The following is an 18,074-nucleotide window of genomic DNA, read 5'->3' on the forward strand; positions in this document are numbered from 1 at the left end:
CGCCGCGTCGCCATGATCTTCTGGATTCACCGCGTCCTCACCTGGCGGACCATATAGCGTCCTGTGCGCGAGCAGACCTCAAAGCACCCCGGAGCGTGCGCTCCTCAGTGCTTCCGCGTCTGCTCGCGCGGGGGAGTGGGCGCTGCCGGTGGGATTTGGCCGAAACGCTGATCTGGGGCATACTGTTCAGGTTGCCTTGCGCCAGGTTTACCCCTGGACGGGCATACGACCAGCGCCCACCAGGGGCGCGTCCGGTCCCCACCTTGGAGCGCGACTAATTCGGTCGCCTACAAGGCTGCGTGCGGGTGACACGCCCGAGCGCGGGGAGCGGTTGAACCACGACAGGTAAACAGCGGCGCAGTATCCGGCGCAACGCTAGATCGGCCCCTCGATGGGGCGGTCGATCCGCGCGTCGGGGGCACTGGGACGAACTAAGGGCTCAAAGTCCGGTGACGGGCTTAGAAGTGTGGGAGAAGAGGTAGGAGAAGCGTGGCGGGACAGAAGATCCGCATCAGGCTTAAGGCCTACGACCATGAGGCTATTGACGCGTCGGCGCGCAAGATCGTCGAGACCGTCGTGCGTACAGGAGCCAGCGTCGTGGGACCGGTGCCGCTGCCGACCGAAAAGAATGTGTACTGCGTCATCCGCTCACCGCATAAGTACAAGGACTCGCGGGAGCACTTCGAGATGCGTACTCACAAGCGGCTGATCGACATCCTCGACCCGACGCCGAAGACCGTTGACGCTCTGATGCGCATCGATCTTCCGGCCAGTGTCGACGTCAACATCCAGTAGGAGCTCGGCGACAATGGCTAGAAAAGGCATTCTGGGTACCAAGCTGGGCATGACGCAGGTATTCGACGAGAACAACAAAGTCGTGCCGGTGACTGTGGTCAAGGCTGGGCCGAACGTGGTGACCCGCGTCCGGACCCCGGAGCGTGACGGGTACAGCGCCGTGCAGTTGGCCTACGGCGAAATCAGCCCGCGCAAGGTGAACAAGCCGGTAACGGGTCAGTACGCGGCCGCGGGTATCAATCCGCGCCGCCACCTGGCCGAGTTGCGGCTGGACGACGCCGACGCGGCGGCCGAATACGAGGTCGGCCAGGAGCTGACGGCGGAGATCTTCGCCGACGGCGCCTACGTCGACGTGACCGGCACCTCCAAGGGCAAGGGCTTCGCCGGGACCATGAAGCGGCACGGATTCCGCGGCCAGGGCGCCAGCCACGGCGCGCAGGCCGTGCACCGGCGTCCCGGCTCCATCGGCGGATGTGCCACACCGGCGCGGGTGTTCAAAGGCACCCGGATGTCCGGCCGCATGGGCAACGACCGGGTGACCGTCCAGAACCTGGTCGTGCACAAGGTCGACGCCGAGAACGGCGTGCTGCTGATCAAGGGCGCGGTCCCGGGCCGCACCGGCGGACTCGTCGTGGTTCGCACCGCGATCAAACGAGGTGAGAAGTAATGGCTGCCAAGACTCTCAAGCTTGAGGTCAAGACGCCGGCCGGCAAAGCCGACGGCTCCATCGAGCTGCCGGCCGAGCTGTTCGACGCACCGGTGAACATCGCGCTGATGCACCAGGTGGTGACCGCCCAGCGCGCGGCGGCTCGTCAGGGTACGCACGCAACGAAGACTCGCGGCGACGTCAGCGGTGGTGGCCGTAAGCCGTACCGGCAGAAGGGAACCGGTCGCGCCCGGCAGGGCTCGACGCGGGCGCCGCAGTTCACCGGTGGTGGCGTGGTGCACGGACCCCAGCCGCGCGACTACAGCCAGCGCACGCCCAAGAAGATGATCGCCGCCGCACTGCGGGGCGCGTTGTCCGACCGGGCCCGCAACGGACGCATTCACGCTGTCACCGAGGTTGTCACCGGCCAGACTCCTTCGACCAAGAGCGCCAAGGCGTTTCTGGCCACCCTCACCGAGCGCAAGCAGGTGCTGGTGGTCATCGGTCGCAGCGACGAGGCCGGCGCCAAGAGCGTGCGGAACCTGCCGGGTGTGCACGTGCTGCCGCCGGACCAGCTCAACACCTACGACGTGTTGCGGGCCGACGATGTGGTGTTCAGCGTCGAGGCCCTCAACTCCTACATCGCAGCCAACACAGCCAAAACGGCATCGTCCGAGGAGGTTTCGGCCTGATGGCGACCATCGTTGACCCGCGCGACATCATCCTCGCGCCGGTTATCTCCGAGAAGTCCTACGGGCTGCTCGACGACAACGTGTACACCTTTGTGGTGCACCCCGATTCGAACAAGACGCAGATCAAGATCGCTATCGAGAAGATCTTCTCTGTCAAGGTCGCATCGGTGAACACCGCGAATCGGCAGGGCAAGCGCAAGCGCACCAGGACGGGCTACGGCCAGCGCAAGAGCACCAAGCGCGCCATCGTCACGCTGGCCCCGGGCAGCAAGCCGATTGACTTGTTCGGAGCACCGGCCTAGCGCCGAGTGCGAGAGGAAGACCTGATTAGACATGGCAATTCGCAAATACAAGCCGACGACTCCGGGCCGTCGTGGGGCCAGCGTCTCGGACTTCTCCGAGATCACCCGGACCACTCCGGAGAAGTCACTGGTTCGTCCGCTGCACGGTCGTGGTGGGCGTAACGCGCACGGCCGCATCACCACTCGTCACAAGGGTGGTGGACACAAGCGTGCCTACCGGGTGATCGACTTCCGGCGCAACGACAAGGACGGCGTCAACGCCAAGGTTGCCCACATCGAGTACGACCCGAACCGCACGGCCCGCATCGCGCTGCTGCACTTTCTGGACGGCGAGAAGCGCTACATCATTGCGCCGAACGGTCTTTCGCAGGGCGACATCGTGGAGTCGGGGGCCAACGCCGACATCAAGCCCGGCAACAACCTGCCATTGCGCAACATCCCGGCCGGCACCCTGGTGCACGCGGTGGAGTTGCGGCCCGGCGGTGGCGCCAAGCTGGCGCGTTCGGCGGGCTCGAGCATTCAGTTGCTCGGCAAGGAGGCCACCTACGCTTCGCTGCGTATGCCCAGCGGTGAAATTCGCCGCGTCGACGTCCGCTGCCGCGCCACGGTCGGGGAGGTGGGCAACGCCGAGCAGGCGAACATCAACTGGGGCAAGGCCGGTCGTATGCGGTGGAAGGGCAAGCGCCCGTCCGTCCGTGGTGTGGTGATGAACCCGGTCGACCACCCGCACGGTGGTGGTGAGGGTAAGACCTCCGGTGGTCGGCACCCGGTGAGCCCGTGGGGCAAGCCCGAAGGCCGTACCCGTAACCCGAACAAAGCAAGCAACAAGCTCATTGTCCGACGCCGGCGCACCGGCAAGAAGCACGGCCGGTAGGAGTAACCAACCATGCCACGCAGCCTCAAGAAGGGCCCGTTCGTCGACGACCATCTGCTCAAGAAGGTCGACGTGCAGAACGAGAAGAACACCAAGCAGGTCATCAAGACCTGGTCGCGTCGTTCGACCATCATTCCGGACTTCATCGGTCACACCTTCGCGGTGCACGACGGGCGTAAGCACGTCCCGGTGTTCGTCACCGAATCGATGGTGGGCCACAAGCTCGGTGAGTTCGCGCCGACGCGCACCTTCAAGGGACACATCAAGGACGATCGAAAGAGCAAGCGGCGATGAGTATCAGCACGACCGAATACCCGTCCGCGACCGCCAAGGCGCGGTTCGTGCGGGTGTCGCCGAGGAAGGCGCGCCGGGTCATCGACCTGGTCCGTGGCCGGTCGGTGACTGACGCACTCGACATCCTGCGCTGGGCGCCACAGGCTGCCAGCGAGCCGGTGGCAAAGGTGATCGCCAGTGCGGCGGCCAATGCCCAGAACAACAACGGCCTGGACCCGGCCACTCTGGTGGTCGCCACGGTCTACGCCGACGAGGGCCCCACCGCCAAGCGCATCCGTCCGCGCGCCCAAGGCCGCGCATTCCGAATTCGCAGGCGCACCAGTCACATCACCGTGATCGTGGAGAGCCGGCCCAGCAAGGACGAGCGGTCCTCGAAGTCGTCGCGCGCCCGTCGCGCCGAGGGCAGCAAGGCCGCGGCGAAAGCTGGACCTGGTTCGGGCGCCAAGAAAGCGGCTACCGCTCCGGCCAAGAAAGCGCCGGCCAAGAAGGCGGCCGCCAAGGCACCGGCAAAGAAGGCTTCTCCCAAAGCAGAAGCCAAGACTTCTGAGGCTTCTGAAGCGAAGGGAGGCTCAGACTAGTGGGCCAGAAGATCAATCCGCACGGCTTCCGGTTGGGCATCACCACCGACTGGAAGTCGCGTTGGTATGCCGACAAGCAGTACGCCGAGTACGTCAAGGAGGACGTCGCGATCCGGCGACTGCTCTCGAGCGGCCTGGAGCGTGCGGGCATCGCCGACGTGGAGATCGAGCGGACCCGGGACCGGGTGCGGGTGGACATCCACACCGCGCGCCCGGGCATCGTGATCGGTCGTCGCGGCACCGAGGCCGACCGTATCCGTGCCGACCTGGAGAAGCTGACCGGCAAGCAGGTTCAGCTGAACATCCTCGAGGTGAAAAACCCTGAGTCGCAAGCACAATTGGTCGCCCAAGGTGTGGCCGAGCAGCTGAGCAACCGCGTGGCGTTCCGTCGGGCGATGCGTAAGGCCATCCAGTCGGCCATGCGTCAGCCCAACGTCAAGGGCATCCGGGTGCAGTGCTCGGGTCGTCTGGGCGGCGCCGAGATGAGCCGTTCGGAGTTTTACCGCGAGGGCCGCGTGCCGCTGCACACCCTGCGGGCGGACATCGACTACGGCCTCTACGAAGCCAAGACCACCTTCGGCCGGATCGGTGTGAAGGTCTGGATCTACAAGGGCGACATCGTCGGCGGCAAGCGCGAGCTGGCTGCCGCCGCACCGGCCGGGGCCGAGCGTCCGCGTCGGGAGCGCCCGTCGGGTACGCGCCCGCGTCGTAGTGGCGCTTCGGGTACCACGGCGACCGGCACCGACGCGGGACGGGCTGCGGGCGGCAGCGAAGACACAGCCGCCGCACCAGAAGCGGCAGCGCCGGCGGAAACACAGAGCACGGAGAGCTGAATCATGTTGATTCCCCGCAAGGTTAAACACCGTAAGCAGCACCACCCCCGCCAACGCGGCATCGCCAGCGGCGGTACCTCGGTGAACTTCGGTGACTATGGCATCCAGGCTTTGGAGCACGCCTACGTCACCAACCGGCAGATCGAGTCCGCTCGTATCGCCATCAACCGGCACATCAAGCGTGGCGGCAAAGTGTGGATCAACATCTTCCCGGACCGCCCGTTGACCAAGAAGCCCGCCGAGACCCGGATGGGTTCGGGTAAGGGCTCGCCGGAGTGGTGGGTGGTCAACGTCAAGCCGGGCCGGGTGCTGTTCGAGCTGAGCTACCCGAACGAGCAGATTGCCCGGGCGGCGCTCACCCGAGCGATCCACAAGCTGCCGATCAAGGCACGCATCGTTACCCGAGAGGAGCAGTTCTGATGGCAGTGGGAGTTTCCCCTGGCGAACTGCGCGAGCTCACCGACGACGAGTTGAACGAGCGCGTACGCGAGTCCAAGGAAGAGCTGTTCAACCTGCGCTTCCAGATGGCCACCGGCCAGCTCAGCAACAACCGCCGGCTCCGTGTCGTGCGCCAGGAAATCGCACGCGTCTACACCGTGCTGCGCGAACGAGAACTGGGTCTGGCAGCTGGGCCCGATGGGTCAGACGAGAAGGAATCCTGATGGCAGAGGCTAAGAAGGCAGCATCCAAGGCGGCTCCCAAGGCGGCCAAGGATGCCGGGTCCAAGGATGCTGGGTCCAAGGAAGCCGGGGCAAAGGACAAGGGCCCCAAGCACACTCCGGCCGCCCCGAAGCCGCGCGGTCGTCGTAAGACGCGCATCGGCTACGTGGTGAGCGACAAGATGCAAAAGACCATCGTGGTCGAGCTCGAAGACCGGTATCGGCACCCGTTGTACGGCAAGATCATTCGGACCACCTCGAAGGTCAAGGCGCACGACGAGAACAGCGCCGCCGGTATCGGCGACCGCGTTTCGTTGATGGAGACGCGTCCGCTGTCGGCGACCAAGCGTTGGCGGCTGGTGGAGATCCTGGAAAAGGCCAAGTAAGCCCACTCGCGAACAGACGTAAAAGCACCGTGGAACACGCGTTCCACGGTGCTTTTACGTCTGCTGCTCGCGCAGGTCTGCGCGCAGGCCGTGCATGAAGGTGCGCAGGCGTTCGGGTGTGGCGGTGTCTGGATGACTGAGACGCAGCTGAAGTAGTTCTCGACCGGCGGCGTAGAGGATCAGTGCGGTCAACTCGGGATCCTGCAGATCGGGATTGATGCGCAGCAGTTCGTGTTGCAAGAAGGCCCGCACCACGGTCTGCGATTCCGCTAGCCGTTCGTGCAACACGGGCGGCGCGCCCTGCGGCGGAAACAGGAACAGCCGCCATGTCGCGGTGTGGGCTTCGACGGCGGCGAGCACGCCGTCGAAGGCGCGCACCAGGGGCTGATTGTCCTTACTGGGATCGCCTAATCCGCTGACCGCCTCGATGAACTGTTGGCCTGCCCGCTCCGCCTCCCGGTCGACCAGCGCCACGAAAAGCTTTGCAGGATCGCCGAATTGCTGATAGATCAGCGACCGGTTGATACCCGCCTCGCGCGCGATCCGGTTCGGCGTGGCCGCGTGGAAGCCCTCGGCATCGACGATGGCGTGGGTGACGTCCAAGATCTGCTCGCGCCGACCCTCGGCGGTCATCCGCCGCTTCGGAACCTCCCTGGTCGCTTGGGTCACGCTTGACAGCATAACTAACACTTTGTGACTATTACTAACAAGTTGTTAGTTATTCGAGAGGTGGGCATGGTCACGTACTACCCGGAACTCGCGCAGCGGGTCGCAAGTCAACGGCAGTTGCAGCCAGACCTCTACGGCGGCATCGACTTTGACGAGCGGCCATACCGGCTGACCAAGCAGCCCGGTGACAAGTCGTCGTTGCCGGGGTGGGCCGCCGACCGGGCGCAGATCCTCGAGGATGACCGTGTCCTGGAGTTGATGGAGACCGCCACCATGCTCGGCGACGTGGTGGCAGACCCCTATGCGGCGCTGATGACCAGCCACAGCGTGCAAAAGCTGATCGACATGCTCAAGACGGCCTGCCGCCACGGGATCGAGGCGGTGCCCGACGCACCTGAGGAACTGGTTTCGTTCATCGCCGCGATGGAAGTGAAGCCGGACTGGATCGACTTCGATCTCATCGAGGAAGGGGCGCGGTCGGCCCGCACGGCCGCGGCGTTGATCGCCCACTTCATCACGCGCGGCGCCTTCATCGCGACCTTCACCAACACCTACGCCGCGTTGCCGATGGGACTGACCGGCGCGCTCTCAGGCCGACGTGCCGCGCGCCGCGTAAACGAGACGGCGAGCTTCTTCGCCGTCACCACCCTGCCCGGAGCGTTGCAACGTTACGGGCCGGGGTTCGAAGCGGCGGCGATGGTCCGGTTGATGCACTCGATGGTGCGCTACAACGCGCTCAAGAAGTCCGACAAGTGGGACCGGCAATGGGACACCGCGGTTTACGGCATACCGGTCCCGCAGGTCGACCAGATGCCGGCGGGCATGATCGGCCAATACTTGACGTCGCAACAGGTGCTGCGGCAGGGGCGAACGGAGTTCAACGACACCGAACGCGCTCTCGTCGAATTCGGGCGGTACCGCTGCTTCCTGCTCGGTCTGCCCGAGGAACTGCTGCCTACCACGCCTGCCGAGACCGTTCACGTCATGCATGCCCGCGCGGCGCTGCTGCGCGACGGCTTCGACTCGGTGTGTCGCGAACTCGTCGACTCGACGATGAAGGCCTACCTGCGTCCCGGGACCTCGTGGTTCGACCGCGCCGCCGAGGCGGTGGAAAAGAGCTACAGCAAGGAAACCTTCGTGCGGGCGTTCTGCAACGGCAAGCGCAGCACCGCCGAGGCGATGGGCGTCTCGATCGGGCTGGCAGACCGCATTCGCATCGCGCTGACCGGACCGTTCATCGCGGGACGCTTTGTCGTCGTCAACCGCGCCAGCAATATCCCCGCGCTTCGCAGCCACGTCGACCGCTATGTCATCAGGCTGCTCAAGCTGCGGCTGAAAACCTATGGAAAGCCCGAATTCACGAGCGATTCAGCGCATTACACGCCGATTCCACACTGAGCACGAATTGCGGCTAGCCCGGAATCTCAGCTGATTTCTACCTCTCCGGTGTAATGTCCACGGACGTTCGGTGGTCAATTTACGAGATGGGGCTGGCTGCAATGACGGGGTCGACGGAGTTTCGCGGCAAAATCGAGCTGGATATTCGTGATTCAGAGCCGGACTGGGGTCCCTACGCGGCGCCCACCGCGCCAGAGAACTCACCGAACATCCTGTACATGGTGTGGGACGACATCGGCATCGCCACCTGGGACTGCTTCGGCGGATTGGTCGAGATGCCGGCGATGACGCGCATCGCCGAGCGGGGCGTGCGGCTTTCGCAGTTCCACACCACCGCGCTGTGCTCGCCCACCCGGGCGTCGTTGCTGACCGGTCGCAACGCGACCACCGTCGGGATGGCGACTATCGAGGAGTTCACCGACGGCTTCCCCAACTGCAATGGGCGCATCCCTGCCGACACCGCCCTGCTCTCCGAGGTGCTCAACGAGCGCGGCTACAACACCTACTGCATCGGCAAGTGGCACCTGACGCCGCTGGAGGAGTCCAGCATGGCCGCGACCAAGCGGCACTGGCCGACATCGCGCGGCTTCGAACGCTTCTACGGATTTCTGGGTGGGGAAACCGACCAGTGGTACCCCGACCTGGTGTACGACAACCACCCGGTGAACCCTCCGGGCACCCCCGAAGACGGCTACCACCTGTCAAAGGACCTCGCGGACAAGACAATTCAGTTCATCCGCGACGCCAAGGTGATCGCCCCCGACAAGCCGTGGTTCAGCTACGTCTGCCCCGGCGCCGGTCACGCGCCACATCACGTATTCAAGGAATGGGCCGACAAGTACGACGGCGTCTTCGACATGGGCTACGAGCAGTACCGCGAGATCACGCTCGAGAAGATGAAGGCGATGGGCATCGTGCCCGAAAACACCGAGCTGTCGCCGATGAACCCCTATATCGACGTCAAGGGCCCCAACGGTGAGCCGTGGCCGCTGCAGGACACGGTGCGGCCCTGGGACTCACTCAGTGACGAAGAGAAGAAGCTGTTCAGCCGGATGGCCGAGGTGTTCGCCGGCTTCCTGAGCTACACCGACGCCCAGATCGGCCGGATCCTTGACTACCTGGAAGAGTCGGGGCAGCTGGACAACACCATCATCGTGGTGATCTCTGACAACGGCGCCAGTGGCGAAGGCGGACCGAACGGTTCGGTCAACGAAGGCAAATTCTTCAACGGCTACATCGACACCGTCGAAGAAAGCATGAAGCTCTTCGATCACCTCGGCGGACCGGAGACCTACAACCACTATCCGATCGGGTGGGCGATGGGTTTCAACACGCCCTACAAGTTGTTCAAGCGTTACTCCTCGCACGAGGGCGGCATCGCCGATACGGCAATCATCTCCTGGCCCAACGGAATTGCCGCGCACGGCGAAGTTCGGGACAACTACATCAACGTCTGCGACATCACCCCGACCGTTTACGAACTGCTCGGCATGACGCCGCCGGAAACCGTGAAGGGCATCAAGCAGAAGCCGCTGGATGGAGTGAGTTTCAAGGCCGCCCTTGATGATTCGTCCGCCGACACCGGTAAGAAGACACAGTTCTACACCATGCTCGGTACCCGCGGGATCTGGAATGAGGGTTGGTTCGCCAACACGCTGCACGCGGCTTCGCCCGCGGGTTGGTCGCACTTCGACAAGGATCAGTGGGAGCTGTTCCATATCGAAGCCGACCGCAGCCAGTGCCACGACCTGGCCGCCGAGCAGCCGGAGAAGCTCGAAGAACTCAAAGCCCTGTGGTTCTCCGAGGCCGACAAGTACAACGGACTGCCGCTTGCCGACCTGAACCTGTTGGAGACGCTGAGCCGGTCCCGGCCCTACCTCAGCGGTGACCGCAACAGCTACGTCTACTATCCCGATTGCGCCGACGTCGGCATCGGCTCGGTCGCGGAGATCCGCGGCCGCTCGTTCGCCGTGCTGGCCGACGTCACCGTGGACACCACCGGTGCCGAAGGCGTGTTGTTCAAACAGGGCAGCGCGCACGGCGGCCACGTGCTGTTCCTTCAGGACGGGCGACTGCACTACGTCTACAACTTCCTCGGCGAGCGCCAACAGGAGGTCTCGTCGAACGGCCCGATCCCGCTGGGCCGGCATCTGTTCGGTGCTCGATACGAACGCACCGGCACGGTCGCGAACAGCCACACCCCGGTCGGTGACGTGACGCTGTACATCGACGAGCACCTGGTCGCAACCCTGCCCGACGTGGTCACCCACCCCGGAACATTCGGGTTGGCCGGGGCCGGTCTCACCGTCGGCCGCAACGGCGGGTCGAGTGTGTCCAGCCGCTACAAGGCGCCGTTCGTCTTGACCGGCGCGACCGTCGCGCAGGTCACCGTCGACCTGTCCGGGCGGCCTTACGTGGATGTGGAAAAGGATCTCGCGCTTGCGTTTTCGCGCGACTGAGTTGTCCGTCAGGCTCGCGACGCTCGCCGGTGCCGGCTGGCTCGCCCTGGTGGGCAGCCTGGTCGGCTGTGAGGCGAACACCTCAGGATCAGCGACCTCCAAACGACATCCCGACCCCGTCGGTCCGGTGCCCGGAATCGTGCCCACCCACCCCGACCACATTCCGCCCGAGGCGCACGTCTGTGCCGGTTCACCCGTCGGCGACGGCGAAGCGACCCAGCAGGTCTTAGCCGCCGTGGCCGACCCGGCCGCACCTCGGATCACGGTCAGCGTTCCGCGGGACTGGAAGTCGATACCGGGCACCGGCGATACGGCACTGATGTCCAGCGGCCCGGACACCCTGGCCGCGACGGTGACTATCGCCGCGACCGACCTGACACCCGAGAGCGCATTCTTGCGCCACAACGCCGCCGTCGGCGGCAACATGACCAGGCGCAAGTTCTCCGTCACCGGCTCGCCGTTCTGCGGGTACAGCAGTCAGCAACTCAGCGGCACCCTGCAGGGCCCTTCGGGTGGGATCGACTTCGCCGACCGGGTCACCCACATCTGGACCAACACCAAGCAGTACCTGGTGACCATTCACCTGGAGGCACGTTCGGGTGCGCCCGGCTTCAACGCGGCCAAATCCACCTGGACGCGGGACTTCGCCGTCGTCATACCCTGAAGTCGTGTTGACGGAGTTGGTTGAGCTGCCCGGCGGGTCCTTCCGCATGGGCTCTACGAGCTTCTACCCCGAAGAGGCGCCGATCCATACGGTGAGCGTGGCGGCCTTCGCGGTGGAGCGGCACCCAGTGACCAACGCGCAGTACGCCGAATTCGTCGCCGCGACAGGCTATGTGACGGTCGCCGAGCAAGCTCTCGATCCCGCGGCGTATCCGGGTGCCGATCCTGCCGACCTGTGCCCGGGGGCAATGGTCTTTCGCCCGACGTCGGGTCCGGTGGATCTGCGGGACTGGCGGCAATGGTGGTACTGGGCGCCCGGTGCCAGCTGGCGCCAGCCGTTCGGAGCCGGTAGCGATATCGCCGACCGGCCGGATCATCCGGTCGTTCAGGTGGCGTTCCCCGATGCTGCGGCGTATGCCCGGTGGGCGGGGCGGCGGCTGCCGTCCGAAGCGGAATGGGAGTACGCCGCCAGGGCTGGCGCCACGGGAACCTACTCCTGGGGTGAGCAGGAGAAGCCAGCTGGCCAGCTGATGGCCAACACCTGGCAGGGCAACTTCCCCTACCGCAACGAGGGCGCGCTCGGTTGGACGGGGACATCGCCGGTCGGGGCCTTCCCGCCCAACGGGTTCGGGCTGGTCGACATGATCGGCAATGTTTGGGAGTGGACCACAACGACGTTCAGCGCCCACCACCGCATTGATGCGCCGCCGAAGGCGTGCTGTGCGCCGACGGGTCCGGCCGATCCCGCGATCAGCCAGGCGCTCAAGGGGGGTTCGCATCTGTGTGCGCCGGAGTATTGCCATCGCTACCGTCCGGCGGCGCGTTCGCCGCAATCCCAGGACACCGCGACCACACATATCGGCTTTCGCTGCGTAGCGGACGTGGCCGCCAGCTAGAAAATTTGCGGCCATTTTGCTGCGGCGCGTTGCGGCGGGAATTGCTTTGAGTTTCAATAGCCTTTCGCCAGCAGCGAGCCTCTGCATCCCGCCGAGCGTTTACCGAAAGGCCGCGACCGATGAGCCATCAGGCCCCACCGCCCGCGCCGCCCGCGCCGGCCGCAAATTCGTCCTCGGCACAGTCACCACCGCCGCAGGGGCCCTCACGAGGACGGCGCCTCGCGCTCGATCTCGGCGTGATCCTGGTCGTCATCGTCGTCTATGTGCTCTCGCTCGTCGGCGTGCACCTTCTGGCGACCTCCGCCGAGGGACTGCCCGAGCCGGACTTCGGCACCACCGAAGACACGGTGGTGCAGGTCAAGGTCGAGGAACTGGACACGGTCAACAACCGGCTGAAGGTCAGTGTGCTTGTCATTCCCGAGGATTCGAAGTTCGACAAGAAGTTCCACACGTTGACTCAAGACCTGACCGTGCGGTTGTACCCCGAAAACGACTTGGGCGACCTGTCGTACCCGGTTGGGAAGTCGCCGGCGCAGGTGAGCACCTATATCGACGCGGCGGGAGATCCCGCCAACTGGCCGTTCGACTCCTACACCACCGGAACCATCCAGGCTCAGGTGTTCGCCGGAACCGGTGAGAATCGCACCGTAGAGGACGCGCGCGTCGAGGTCACCGGAGAGGTAGGCGGCTGGGACGTCAGCGTCCGGCGCGTCGGTGAGTCCTCCCAGTCTTCGCCCCGCCCCGACGATGTGGTCATCACTCTGCAACGCTCGAAGAGCACCCTGATCTTCGACCTGGGCATCGTGCTGGTGCTGATCTCGCTGCCCGCCTTGGCGCTGTGGGTGTCCATCCCAATGGTGTTGGGCAAGAAGAAGTTTCTGCCGCCATTCGTGTCCTGGTTTGCCGCCATGCTGTTCGCGGTGGTGCCGTTGCGAAATATTTTCCCCGGCAAGCCGCCGGAAGGCTCTTGGGTCGACCAAGCCGTCACGCTGTGGGTGCTGCTTGCGCTGATCGTCGCGATGACCCTGTTCATCGTCGCTTATCGAAAACAGTCGGACTGACCTCGGCAGGGTCAGGAGATGGCGCTCACTGCGGTCGCAACCCGCGATTGGAACTCCGGTGGCAGCGGGATGTAGCCGTGCTTGTCCAGGTCGTACTGACCGGCGCCGACTGTCGATTGCAGGAACGCCTTGACCGCTGTCCCGACTTCCGGGCTGGGGTACTTGGAACAGACGATCTCGTAGACCGCCAATACAATTGGATAGACGTCGGGCTGGCTGGGGTTGTAGAACCCGGAGACGTCGAGCACTAGATCGTTGCCGTTGCCGACGATCTTGGCGCTGCTGATGGTCTTGCCGACCGAGTCGGTGCCGATGCGCACCGGCCGCAGCGATTTGCGACTTGCCGGGGTCTTGATTTCGGCCGCGAACAGCCCGTGTTGCATCGCGAACGACAGTTCGTTGTAGGTGATCGCGCCCTCGGTGTTTTTCACGGCCGACGAAGTGCCCTCGTTGCCAATCGCGCCGGTGCCGACGCCGCCGTTGAAGTTCTTGCCGGTGCCCTTGTTCCAGGCGCCACCCGATGCGGCCTGTAGGTAGGCCTGGAAGTTGTCGGTGCTGCCGGACGGGTCGCTGCGGTAAATGACGTGGATTTCCTCTGACGGCATCGAGGCATTGAGCGCGGTGATGGCCGGGTCGTCCCAACGTTTGACGGTGCCGTTGAAGATCTTGGCGATGGTGGGTGCGTCGAGCACCAGGAAGTCGACCGCATCGAGGTTGTAGGTGATGGCCAGCGGTCCGAACACAACGGGCAGGTTCCAGGCTTCGGCGCCGCCGCACCGCTGCTTTGCGGCCACCGACTGTTCAGCGTTGAGCGGTGTGTCAGAACCGGCGAAATCGGTTTTGCCGGCCAGGAATTCGTTGATCCCGACACCAGATCCGGTGGGGTTGTAGTTCAGCGACTGCCCGGGACACGCCTTGCCGAACGCGTCGATGAAGTGGACCATCGCGTTGGCTTGCGCGGTCGAGCCGCTGGCGGTGATCACGTGTTGGCCGCCACACACCACCATGGTCTGGCCGGCGTAGGCCAGGCTGGTCGTGTGCGGGTCATTGCACCCCGACACTGCCGTCACGCTTGCGGCCAGAATGCATGCAGCAACAACCCTTTTATGGTGCATGGCGGTATTGAATCGTTCTTGACAGTCGCCGAACCGACGTGCAAACAAACATCAGATGAACGAGTAAACGCCCGACCTGCCGCTGCACAAATTGATGGCTAGATTTACGCCGATGACCGTACAGGCGCCGCCCAAACCGACTCCGCCGCAGGAGAAGCCGCCCGCGGCGGGCAAGTCCGAACGGTGGCGTGTGCTGGTGGGGTTGGCCATCTTGGCAGCCGTGCTGGGCATCTATGCCCTGTCGCTAGTGGGTGTGCACGCACTGGAAAAGTCCGAGGCTCCGCTGACGGGGTTGGACCTGAGTGCAGCCGGACAGGACGAGACCGTGGTGCAGGTGCGCCTCGAAGAACTGAAAACCGTCGCCAATCGGCTCACCGTGAATGTGCTTGTGTATCCAGGTGATTCGCTGTACGACAAGCGCTTCGACGTGTTGACCACCGACATAGCGGTACGTCTGTACCCACGCAGCGACCTAGGAGACCTGAAGTTCCCCGCGGGACAGACCCCGGCGCAAGTCACGACCACGATTGAGGCCCTTGGCGATCCCGGTGACTGGCCGTTCGACACCTACCGCACCGAGGAGATCTCGGCTGACGTGTTGGTCGGGTCTGGCGATCACCGCAAGCGGCTGCCCGCGCGGGTCGAAGTAACCGGGTCGCTCGACGGCTGGGATGTCTCCGTCGCGCGGGTGCGCAACGAGGGCGAGGCCGCGCGCTTGCACACCAGCGACAACGCCGACGTCGTGATCTCATTGAATCGGGCCAAGGGTCCGCAAGTCTTTGACTTGGGAATCTGTGTGGTCCTGATCAGCCTGCCGACTCTGGCGCTGTTGGTGGCCGTCCCGATGGCGATGGGTAAACGGAAATTCTTGCCTCCATTCGCGACTTGGTACGCCGCAAACCTGTTCGCCATTGTTCCCCTGCGCAACATCCTGCCCGGGTCGCCGCCGCCCGGATCGTGGATCGACCAGGCGATTGTGCAGTGGGTGCTGATCGCATTGGTGGTGGCGATGAGCCTGTACATCTTTGCTTGGGTCCGCCAAGGCGACTGATTTCCAACCGGCTGCCGCTGCACGACGGGATTGATAACATCTGATTCCGTGTCGCTTCAGACGGCCGCTGACAACGACGACGCACCGTCGGAGCTGTCGGAGCACCAGCCCGGCCCGCCGGAGCCGCCGGAGCGCAAGCCCGGGCCGCCGGAGCACAAGCACATGTCGGTGCGCAAGCACTTGGTGCTCGACACGTCCATCCTGATCGGCTTCGCCGCGTGCTACCTCTTCGTCCTGTCGAACTACCAGCTGCTGGCCCCACGTCCGCTTCCACCGGTGGACCTGGGCACCATGCAGAACGCGGTGGTGAAGCTGCACATCGAGGATCTGCGCAATAAAGACAACCTTCTTCAAGTGAAGATGGTGCTCAAGCCGGACGAGTCGATTGTGAACAAGCGCACCGGTCGCCTGACCGCCGACACCGCGGTGCGCTTCGCCATGCAGGACGACCTGGGTGAGGTCCCGTACGCCATGGGAAAAGCCCCGGAGCCGGTCGAAATCACCATCGAGGCCCGCGGCGAGCCCCGCAACTGGCCCTTCGACAGCTACACCACTGACCCGATCCGCGCCGAATGGTTGGTCGGCGCGGCCGAAGACGCCCATTACGAACCCGCCAAGGTCGAAGTGGACGGGGCCGCGGACGGCTTCGACATCGATGTCCAGCGGGTCGACGGCAGCGCCAACGACGTCGTCATCACGTTGAAGCGGACCAGGGCCCAGCTGCTTTTCGACATCGGGATCTGCCTGGTCCTGATCACGCTGCCGGCACTGGCGCTGTTCGTCGCCATTCAGATGGTCACCCGTCGGCGCCCGTTCCTGCCCCCGTTCAGCACCTGGTATGCGGGCATGTTGTTTGCCGTGGTGCCGCTGCGCAACTTCCTGCCCGGTTCACCGCCGACGGGTTCGTTGATCGACCAGGGCTTGGTGATCTGGGTGTTATTGGGCCTGGCCGCCGCCATGGTGATCTACATCGTGGCGTTCTATCGAGATCGCACGTAGCGGTGCAGCGGCGTCCTTTCGGGCCTTGCGGGACCGTGAGTCGGCGCAATTTGGTGCTGAGCTGGACGTCCCCTAGACTCTAGGGGTTGCCTTGGGCAGACCTCGGCTGGTGACGTGTAAGCGCCACTGGCCCTGCGTGCCCTTCGGTGACAACTGCTTTCCAAGACCGCGCACGTCAGGTTACGTCGGTGCTGCCCGTCGGCTCACCGGCTTGTCTCTCGCCGTGCACACGTCAACCAGGTCAGGAGATCGAGTGATTCAGCAGGAATCGCGGCTGAAGGTCGCCGACAACACGGGCGCCAAGGAGATCTTGTGCATCCGGGTGCTCGGCGGCTCGTCGCGACGCTACGCCGGCATCGGTGACATCATCGTCGCCACCGTCAAGGACGCCATCCCCGGCGGCAACGTCAAGCGCGGGGACGTGGTCAAGGCCGTCGTGGTGCGCACCGTCAAGGAGCGTCGTCGTCCCGACGGCAGCTACATCAAGTTCGACGAGAACGCCGCGGTGATCATCAAGCCCGACAACGATCCGCGTGGCACCCGCATCTTCGGCCCCGTGGGCCGCGAGCTGCGGGAGAAGAAGTTCATGAAGATCATCTCGCTCGCCCCGGAGGTGTTGTAGATGAAGGTCCACAAAGGTGACACCGTGCTGGTGATCGCGGGTAAAGACAAAGGGGCCAAGGGCAAGGTTTTGCAGGCCTACCCGGACCGGAACCGAGTTCTGGTCGAGGGTGTCAACCGGATCAAGAAGCACACCGCCATCTCGACCAATCAGCGCGGCGCCCGCTCGGGTGGCATCGTCACGCAGGAAGCGCCGATCCACGTCTCGAACGTCATGGTGGTCGACTCTGACGGTAAGCCCACCCGTATCGGTTACCGCGTGGACGACGAGACGGGCAAGCGGGTCCGTATCTCCAAGCGCAACGGCAAGGACATCTGATAATGACGACGACCGAGAAGGTGCAGCCGCGCTTGAAAGAGCGCTACCGCAACGACATTCGCGACGCGCTGCACAAGCAGTTCAGCTATGGCAACGTCATGCAGATCCCGACGGTCACCAAGGTCGTGGTCAACATGGGTGTCGGCGAGGCCGCTCGCGACGCGAAGTTGATCAACGGCGCGGTCAACGACCTGGGGCTGATCACCGGGCAGAAGCCCGAGATCCGCAAGGCCCGCAAGTCCATCGCGCAGTTCAAGTTGCGTGAGGGCATGCCGATCGGTGCGCGGGTGACCCTGCGCGGCGACCGGATGTGGGAGTTCCTCGACCGCTTGGTGTCGATCGCGCTGCCCCGTATCCGTGACTTCCGTGGATTGTCGCCCAAGCAGTTCGATGGTGTCGGCAACTACACCTTCGGTCTCGCCGAGCAGTCGGTGTTCCACGAGATCGACGTGGACAAGATCGACCGGGTCCGCGGCATGGACATCAGCGTCGTCACCTCGGCGACGAACGACGACGAAGGACGAGCGCTGTTGCGGGCCCTCGGCTTTCCCTTCAAGGAGAACTGAGCAGATGGCTAAGAAGGCACTGGTCAACAAGGCGGCACGTAAGCCGAAGTTCGCAGTGCGTGGCTACACGCGCTGCAGCAAGTGCGGTCGTCCGCGCGCGGTGTTCCGCAAGTTCGGACTGTGCAGGATCTGCCTGCGCGAAATGGCGCACGCGGGTGAACTGCCTGGCGTTCAGAAGAGCAGTTGGTGACGGGACAC

The 18,074-nt window shown here is 64.5% G+C and carries 24 protein-coding genes; 22 read left to right on the forward strand and 2 right to left on the reverse strand.

Going from position 1 to position 18,074, the window contains the following annotated elements; translation table 11 throughout:
• Positions 1–489: 489 nt before the first annotated feature.
• Genes rpsJ through rpsQ form a run of 11 tightly spaced genes read left to right on the forward strand, consistent with a single transcriptional unit; the run spans position 490 to position 6,059 of the window.
• Positions 490–795, forward strand: a complete 306-nt coding sequence (gene rpsJ / locus A5634_RS16010) for a 30S ribosomal protein S10 (RefSeq protein ID WP_003873519.1) — start codon at positions 490–492, stop codon at positions 793–795.
• Positions 796–808: 13 nt separating this feature from the next.
• Complete coding sequence (gene rplC / locus A5634_RS16015; protein WP_065145020.1) at positions 809–1,462, forward strand: 50S ribosomal protein L3; 654 nt, start codon at positions 809–811, stop codon at positions 1,460–1,462.
• Complete coding sequence (gene rplD, locus A5634_RS16020; protein ID WP_065145021.1) at positions 1,462–2,133, forward strand: 50S ribosomal protein L4; 672 nt, start codon at positions 1,462–1,464, stop codon at positions 2,131–2,133. Before rplC ends, rplD begins: the two co-directional genes overlap by 1 nt.
• Positions 2,133–2,435 (forward strand): 50S ribosomal protein L23, encoded by a 303-nt coding sequence (rplW, locus tag A5634_RS16025; RefSeq protein ID WP_065145022.1) that lies wholly within the window; start codon positions 2,133–2,135, stop codon positions 2,433–2,435. The genes rplD and rplW overlap by 1 nt, the downstream gene beginning before the upstream one ends.
• 31 nt (positions 2,436–2,466) lie before the next feature.
• Positions 2,467–3,309: a 50S ribosomal protein L2 gene (gene rplB / locus A5634_RS16030; RefSeq protein WP_065145023.1), complete on the forward strand. Its 843-nt coding sequence runs from the start codon at positions 2,467–2,469 to the stop codon at positions 3,307–3,309.
• 12 nt (positions 3,310–3,321) lie between these two features.
• Entirely contained in the window at positions 3,322–3,603 is a 282-nt protein-coding gene (rpsS, locus tag A5634_RS16035; protein ID WP_011739061.1) for a 30S ribosomal protein S19, read from the forward strand.
• Complete coding sequence (rplV, locus tag A5634_RS16040; protein WP_065145024.1) at positions 3,600–4,181, forward strand: 50S ribosomal protein L22; 582 nt, start codon at positions 3,600–3,602, stop codon at positions 4,179–4,181. The genes rpsS and rplV overlap by 4 nt, the downstream gene beginning before the upstream one ends.
• Positions 4,181–5,014, forward strand: coding sequence for a 30S ribosomal protein S3 (gene rpsC / locus A5634_RS16045; protein ID WP_065145025.1), 834 nt, complete (start codon positions 4,181–4,183; stop codon positions 5,012–5,014). Before rplV ends, rpsC begins: the two co-directional genes overlap by 1 nt.
• A 3-nt stretch (positions 5,015–5,017) precedes the next feature.
• Positions 5,018–5,434 carry a 50S ribosomal protein L16 gene (rplP, locus tag A5634_RS16050; protein ID WP_036352685.1) on the forward strand — a complete coding sequence of 139 codons (417 nt, stop codon included), beginning with the start codon at positions 5,018–5,020 and terminating at the stop codon, positions 5,432–5,434.
• Entirely contained in the window at positions 5,434–5,676 is a 243-nt protein-coding gene (gene rpmC, locus A5634_RS16055; protein WP_065145026.1) for a 50S ribosomal protein L29, read from the forward strand. Before rplP ends, rpmC begins: the two co-directional genes overlap by 1 nt.
• Positions 5,673–6,059, forward strand: coding sequence for a 30S ribosomal protein S17 (gene rpsQ, locus A5634_RS16060; RefSeq protein WP_155769575.1), 387 nt, complete (start codon positions 5,673–5,675; stop codon positions 6,057–6,059). The genes rpmC and rpsQ overlap by 4 nt, the downstream gene beginning before the upstream one ends.
• A gap of 54 nt (positions 6,060–6,113) precedes the next feature.
• On the opposite strand, the gene A5634_RS16065 is transcribed toward rpsQ, so the two are convergent.
• Entirely contained in the window at positions 6,114–6,692 is a 579-nt protein-coding gene (locus A5634_RS16065) for a TetR/AcrR family transcriptional regulator (protein ID WP_065145063.1), read from the reverse strand.
• A gap of 102 nt (positions 6,693–6,794) precedes the next feature.
• Here A5634_RS16065 and A5634_RS16070 point away from each other — a divergent pair, with 102 nt between their 5' ends.
• The 5 genes from A5634_RS16070 (at position 6,795) to A5634_RS16090 (ending at position 13,205) form a co-directional block, all read left to right on the forward strand.
• Positions 6,795–8,126 carry an oxygenase MpaB family protein gene (locus A5634_RS16070; RefSeq protein ID WP_065145064.1) on the forward strand — a complete coding sequence of 444 codons (1,332 nt, stop codon included), beginning with the start codon at positions 6,795–6,797 and terminating at the stop codon, positions 8,124–8,126.
• Between the two features lie 101 nt (positions 8,127–8,227).
• Entirely contained in the window at positions 8,228–10,585 is a 2,358-nt protein-coding gene (locus tag A5634_RS16075) for an arylsulfatase (protein WP_065145028.1), read from the forward strand.
• Positions 10,566–11,249: a hypothetical protein gene (locus A5634_RS29510; RefSeq protein WP_253861663.1), complete on the forward strand. Its 684-nt coding sequence runs from the start codon at positions 10,566–10,568 to the stop codon at positions 11,247–11,249. The genes A5634_RS16075 and A5634_RS29510 overlap by 20 nt, the downstream gene beginning before the upstream one ends.
• A 4-nt stretch (positions 11,250–11,253) precedes the next feature.
• Positions 11,254–12,144: a formylglycine-generating enzyme family protein gene (locus A5634_RS16085; protein ID WP_065145029.1), complete on the forward strand. Its 891-nt coding sequence runs from the start codon at positions 11,254–11,256 to the stop codon at positions 12,142–12,144.
• A 119-nt stretch (positions 12,145–12,263) separates the two neighbouring features.
• Positions 12,264–13,205 (forward strand): DUF4436 domain-containing protein, encoded by a 942-nt coding sequence (locus tag A5634_RS16090; protein ID WP_065145030.1) that lies wholly within the window; start codon positions 12,264–12,266, stop codon positions 13,203–13,205.
• A gap of 11 nt (positions 13,206–13,216) precedes the next feature.
• On the opposite strand, the gene pstS is transcribed toward A5634_RS16090, so the two are convergent.
• On the reverse strand, positions 13,217–14,320 hold the full coding sequence (gene pstS, locus A5634_RS16095) for a phosphate ABC transporter substrate-binding protein PstS (protein WP_065145031.1): 1,104 nt from the start codon (positions 14,318–14,320) through the stop codon (positions 13,217–13,219).
• 112 nt (positions 14,321–14,432) lie between these two features.
• Between pstS and A5634_RS16100 the strand changes: the two genes are divergently transcribed.
• From A5634_RS16100 to A5634_RS16125, 6 genes are all read left to right on the forward strand, one after another.
• Entirely contained in the window at positions 14,433–15,371 is a 939-nt protein-coding gene (locus tag A5634_RS16100) for a DUF4436 domain-containing protein (RefSeq protein ID WP_065145032.1), read from the forward strand.
• A gap of 48 nt (positions 15,372–15,419) precedes the next feature.
• Positions 15,420–16,370: a DUF4436 domain-containing protein gene (locus A5634_RS16105; RefSeq protein WP_065145033.1), complete on the forward strand. Its 951-nt coding sequence runs from the start codon at positions 15,420–15,422 to the stop codon at positions 16,368–16,370.
• A gap of 253 nt (positions 16,371–16,623) precedes the next feature.
• The gene (rplN, locus tag A5634_RS16110; protein ID WP_055580336.1) at positions 16,624–16,992 is read left to right on the forward strand and encodes a 50S ribosomal protein L14; all 369 of its coding nucleotides are present in this window, start codon (positions 16,624–16,626) and stop codon (positions 16,990–16,992) included.
• Positions 16,993–17,310: a 50S ribosomal protein L24 gene (gene rplX / locus A5634_RS16115; RefSeq protein WP_065145034.1), complete on the forward strand. Its 318-nt coding sequence runs from the start codon at positions 16,993–16,995 to the stop codon at positions 17,308–17,310.
• A gap of 2 nt (positions 17,311–17,312) precedes the next feature.
• The gene (rplE, locus tag A5634_RS16120; RefSeq protein ID WP_065145035.1) at positions 17,313–17,876 is read left to right on the forward strand and encodes a 50S ribosomal protein L5; all 564 of its coding nucleotides are present in this window, start codon (positions 17,313–17,315) and stop codon (positions 17,874–17,876) included.
• A 4-nt stretch (positions 17,877–17,880) separates the two neighbouring features.
• Positions 17,881–18,066, forward strand: a complete 186-nt coding sequence (locus A5634_RS16125; RefSeq protein ID WP_011739072.1) for a type Z 30S ribosomal protein S14 — start codon at positions 17,881–17,883, stop codon at positions 18,064–18,066.
• Positions 18,067–18,074: the final 8 nt, after the last annotated feature.

This window comes from Mycobacterium asiaticum, assembly GCF_001673365.1.
Taxonomy (GTDB): domain Bacteria; phylum Actinomycetota; class Actinomycetes; order Mycobacteriales; family Mycobacteriaceae; genus Mycobacterium; species Mycobacterium asiaticum_A.